Source organism: Psychromonas marina, assembly GCF_030161115.1.
In the GTDB taxonomy this organism is placed as follows: domain Bacteria; phylum Pseudomonadota; class Gammaproteobacteria; order Enterobacterales; family Psychromonadaceae; genus Psychromonas; species Psychromonas marina.
Genome location: NZ_BSPQ01000020.1, coordinates 1 through 5,221, shown reverse-complemented (window position 1 = coordinate 5,221; position 5,221 = coordinate 1). Strand labels below are relative to the sequence as shown.

Annotated in this window: 1 protein-coding gene; it reads left to right on the top strand. The window is 44.6% G+C overall.

Features of this window, described 5'->3' with window-relative positions; translation table 11 throughout:
• On the top strand, nucleotides 1-5,221 hold a 5,221-nt coding region (locus QQK09_RS17310; RefSeq protein WP_284205426.1), incomplete at both ends, for a tandem-95 repeat protein.

Below are 5,221 nucleotides of genomic sequence, written 5' to 3'. Positions count from 1 at the left end.
TTCTGCCATTGCAGTGAACGATGCACCAGTGGTTGATGGCAATATCGCTTACTCGGTTGACGAAGATGGCGCAATTACCTTATCGCAAGAGCAGTTATTAGCGAATGCGACTGATGTAGATGGCGATGAGTTAACGGCGGTTGACCTTTCTGCTGGCGGTAATACAACGGTTGTGGCCAATGACGATGGTTCATTTACTATCACCCCTGATGCAGACTTCAATGGCGATTTAGACCTAAGCTTCGATGTCTCAGATGGTACAACGACAGTGGCTGCAGGTGTTGACCTTACGGTTAACCCAGTCAACGATGCCGCGGTTGCACCTGATGTCGCATTCGAAATGAATGAAGATGGTGTGATCACCATTACCGATGAGCAACTACTTGCTAATGCAACGGATATTGATGGTGATGACCTCAGCGTTGATGGTGTTACTTACACTGGCACAGATGGTGTATTAAGCGATAACGGTGATGGCACACACAGCTTCGCACCGAATGAAAACTTCAACGGTGATGTACAACTCGACTTTGGTGTCAGCGATGGGACGGTGACGACACCAGCAAACATTGATATTGCAGTTGCCGATGTCAACGATGCACCGGTTGCGGGCAGCACAAGTTACACGGTCAACGAAGATGGCCAAATTACCATCAGCCCAGATCAATTACTTGCGAACTCAAGTGATGTAGATGGCGAAGTATCACTGGATAGCGTCAGCTACTCAGGCTCTGATGGTGTGTTAATCACTAACGAAGATGGCTCAGTAACATTCTCGCCTAATGAAAACTTCAATGGCGAAATCAGCCTGGATGTTGTAGTTATCGATGACGACGGAGCAACTGCTGAAACGACTGCAGGTATCACGGCACTAGCTGTTAACGATGCACCTGTGGTTGATGGCAATGTGGCTTACTCAGTTGATGAAGATGGCACCATTACCTTAAGCCAAGAACAACTGCTTGCGAATGCAACTGATGTTGATGGCGATGATCTCACTGCGGTTGACCTCTCAGTTGGCGGTAATGCAACGGTTGTGGCGAACGATGATGGTTCATTTACAATCACCCCAGATGCCGACTTCAATGGTGATCTCGATTTAAGCTTTGATGTATCAGATGGCACAACGACCGTAGCTGCAGGTGTTGATCTTACGGTTAACCCAATCAACGATGCCGCGGTTGCACCAGACGTTAGCTTTGAAATGAATGAAGATGGTGTGATCACCATTACCGATGAGCAACTACTTGCGAATGCAACAGATGTTGACGGTGATGATCTCAGCGTTGATGGTGTTACTTACACAGGCGCAGACGGTGTATTAACTGATAACGGTAATGGTACCTACGACTTCGCACCAAATGAAAACTTCAACGGAGATGTACAACTCGACTTTGGTGTTAGCGATGGCACGGTCACGACACCAGCAAACATTGATATCGCGGTTGCCGATGTGAACGATGCACCGGTTGCGGGCAGCACAAGTTACACGGTTAACGAAGATGGTCAAATCACCATTAGTCCTGAGCAGTTACTAGCGAACAGTAGCGATGTTGATGGGATTGTGAGCCTCGATAGCGTGAGCTACTCAGGTACAGATGGTGTATTAACAACTAATCAAGATGGCTCGGTTACTTTCTCACCAAACGAGAACTTCAATGGCGAAATTAGCCTAGATGTAACGGTTATTGATGATGATGGTGCAACAGCACAAACAACAGCAGGCATTACAACACTTGCGGTTAATGATGCACCCGTTGTTGATGGTGACATCGCTTACTCTGTTGATGAAGATGGCACTATTACACTATCGCAAGAGCAACTATTAGCGAATGCATCGGATGTAGATGGTGATAACCTAACGGCAGAAAACTTATCCGTTGGCGACAATGCAACGGTTGTTCAAAACCCAGATGGTTCATTCACCATTACACCAGATGCAAACTTTAATGGAGACTTAGATTTAAGCTTTGATGTGTCAGATGGTATTGAGACAGTTTCAGCAGGTGTTGATCTAACGGTTAATCCAGTGAACGATGCTGCGACTACTTCGGATACCAGTGCTAGCACGTTAGAAGATTCATCAATTCTTATTACCCAAGCGCAATTATTAGCGAATGCAGCCGATATTGATGGTGACCTATTAAGTGCATCAAACTTATCTGCTGAAAATGCAGTAATACTGGATAATGGCGACGGTACCTATACCGTAACGCCAGATGCAGACTTCAATGGTCATATCGATATTTCCTATGATATCAGCGATGGCTCAGTTCCGATTGCCGCTAACTTAGGCTTAACGGTTGATCCTGTTAATGATGCTCCAGTGGTTTCTGCCGATATTCCTATCACTATTGAAGAAGATGGTTCTTATACCATTACTCAAGCAGAGCTACTTCAATTTGCATCAGACATCGATAATACGGATGAGGAACTGAATGCTTCAATTGGTGATCAAGGTACTGAGACAACAGCATCCGGTACAGTAGTTGATTCACAAACAGGTGAAGCAGTTGTTGGTGCAGAGGTAACCCTAAGCGATGATTTAGGCAATACAACGACTGTACTTACAGATGAGAACGGTAGTTATAACGTCACAGGACCGATTTCAACGGCAGGTACGGTAACCGTTACGCAAGATGGTTCAGTCACAAGCTCAACTGAAATCATTGAAGGAGCTGATGTTAATCTTGGTACAACGGCACTATCTGAAGTCATGGAAGTGACCGATATGCGTATTGTCGTTACTTGGGGAGATTCAAGAGAAACGACAGATTTAGATAATCACTTATGGTTATATGATACAGAGTCTGGTGATGAATTAGACCATATCTATTACCGTGATATGTCCCATGACCTAGGTGACGGTACGGTCCAGCAAGATGTGGATGATACCAATGGTAATGGGCCAGAGACTATCTCTGTTCCAAATTATTCAGATGCTAACATGCATTACTCTGTCCACAATTACAGCACAAACTCATGGGATGTTGATGGCGTTGATGAAGTTAAAGTTGAGGTTTATGTAGGTGATACTTTAGTTGAAACATTTACTCCAGATATTCCTGATGGCGAAACAGGTTCGCATTGGCATGTTTTCGATATTGTTGATGGGGTGCTTGTTCCGGTTCAATCAGCTGGTCGTGAATCAGAGTTTAGTTTACCAACTAGCGATGAGGTTGCCGCAAATACAGATGCAATTAATATTGAGGATGTAGTTGCCGGTATTACTGATGAAGTAACCGAAGAAAATACAGATGGGACTGATAGTCAGCCATCAATTGCTGATATTTCAATACCTAATGGGGTTGTGACAGATAACGGTGATGGAACTTATACCATTACGCCAGATGAAAACTTTAATGGTGATTTTTCCATTAATTACCTCGTTGATGATGGCAATGGTGGAACTGCACCAGCTCAAATTGATGTCACAGTCACAGCGGCTAATGATGACAGTATTATTGCTGACCAAAACTTCTCGATGAATGAAGATGGCACCATTACTATTTCTGATGCTGATTTATTATCAGGTGCAACAGATATTGATGGGGATCTATTAACGGTAGAGTCGGTTGAGTTTACTGGTAATGATGGTGTATTTGCCGATAATGGTGATGGTACATATACATTCACACCAAACGAAAACTTTAACGGTAATGTAGATTTAACTTATTCAGTTAGTGATGGTACAAGCATAACTACTGCTGATATCGATATTACTGTTATTCCGCAAAATGATGCACCAATAGCGGGTTCAACTTCATACCAAGTTAACGAAGATGGCCAAATCACAATTAGCCCAGAGCAGTTATTAGCTAACTCAAGCGATGTTGATGGCACAGTGAGTCTGGATAGTGTTTCTTACTCTGGCTCTGATGGTGTGTTAATCACTAATGAAGATGGCTCTGTGACATTCTCACCAAACGAGAACTTCAATGGGGAAATTAGCCTAGATGTAGTCGTTGTTGATGACAGTGGTGCAACCGCTGAAACAACAGCTGGTATCACAGCACTAGCAGTGAACGATGCGCCAGTCGTAGATGGCAACATCGCTTACAGTGTTGCTGAAGACGGTACAATTACCCTAAGCCAAGAGCAACTACTTGCCAACGCAACGGATGTAGATGGTGACACATTAACTGCTGAAAACTTATCGGTAGGTGATAACGCAAGTGTTGTTCAAAATCCAGATGGTTCATTCACGGTTACCCCAGAAGCTGATTTCAATGGCGATCTCGATTTAAGCTTCGATGTATCAGATGGTACAACGACCGTAGCAGCAGGCGTTGACCTTACGGTTAACCCAATCAACGATGCCGCGGTTGCACCAGACGTTAGCTTCGAAATGAATGAAGATGGCATTATTGTTATCACGGATGAGCAACTACTTGCGAATGCAACGGACATTGATAATGATGAATTAAGCGTTGATGGCGTAAGCTACAGCGGCACAGACGGTGTGTTAACGGATAACGGTGATGGCACACACAGCTTCGCACCAAATGAAAACTTCAACGGTGATGTACAACTCGACTTTGGTGTCAGCGATGGCACGGTGACAACACCAGCAAATATTGATATTGCAGTTGCCGATGTGAATGATGCACCGGTTGCGGGCAGCACAAGTTACACGGTCAACGAAGATGGCCAAATTACCATTAGTCCTGAACAATTGCTTGCGAACGCAAGTGATGTAGATGGCGACGTATCACTGGATAGCGTCAGCTACTCAGGCAGTGATGGTGTCTTAACAACGAATCAAGATGGCTCGGTGACGTTCTCACCAAACGAAAACTTCAGCGGTGAAATAAGCCTGGATGTTGTGGTTATTGATGATGATGGCGCAACCGCTGAAACCACTGCGGGCATTTCTGCCATCGCAGTGAACGATGCGCCAGTGGTTGATGGCAATGTCGCTTACAGCGTTGATGAAGATGGAACAATTACTTTATCGCAAGAGCAGTTATTAGCGAATGCGACAGATGTAGATGGCGATACATTAACAGCTGAAAACCTATCGGTAGGTGACAATGCAAGTGTTGTTCAAAATCCAGATGGTTCATTCACGGTTACTCCAGATGCAGACTTCAATGGCGATCTCGATTTAAGCTTTGATGTCTCAGATGGCACAACGACTGTAGCAGCGGATGTTGACCTTACGGTTAACCCAATCAACGATGCCGCGGTTGCACCAGACGTTAGCTTCGAAATGAATGAA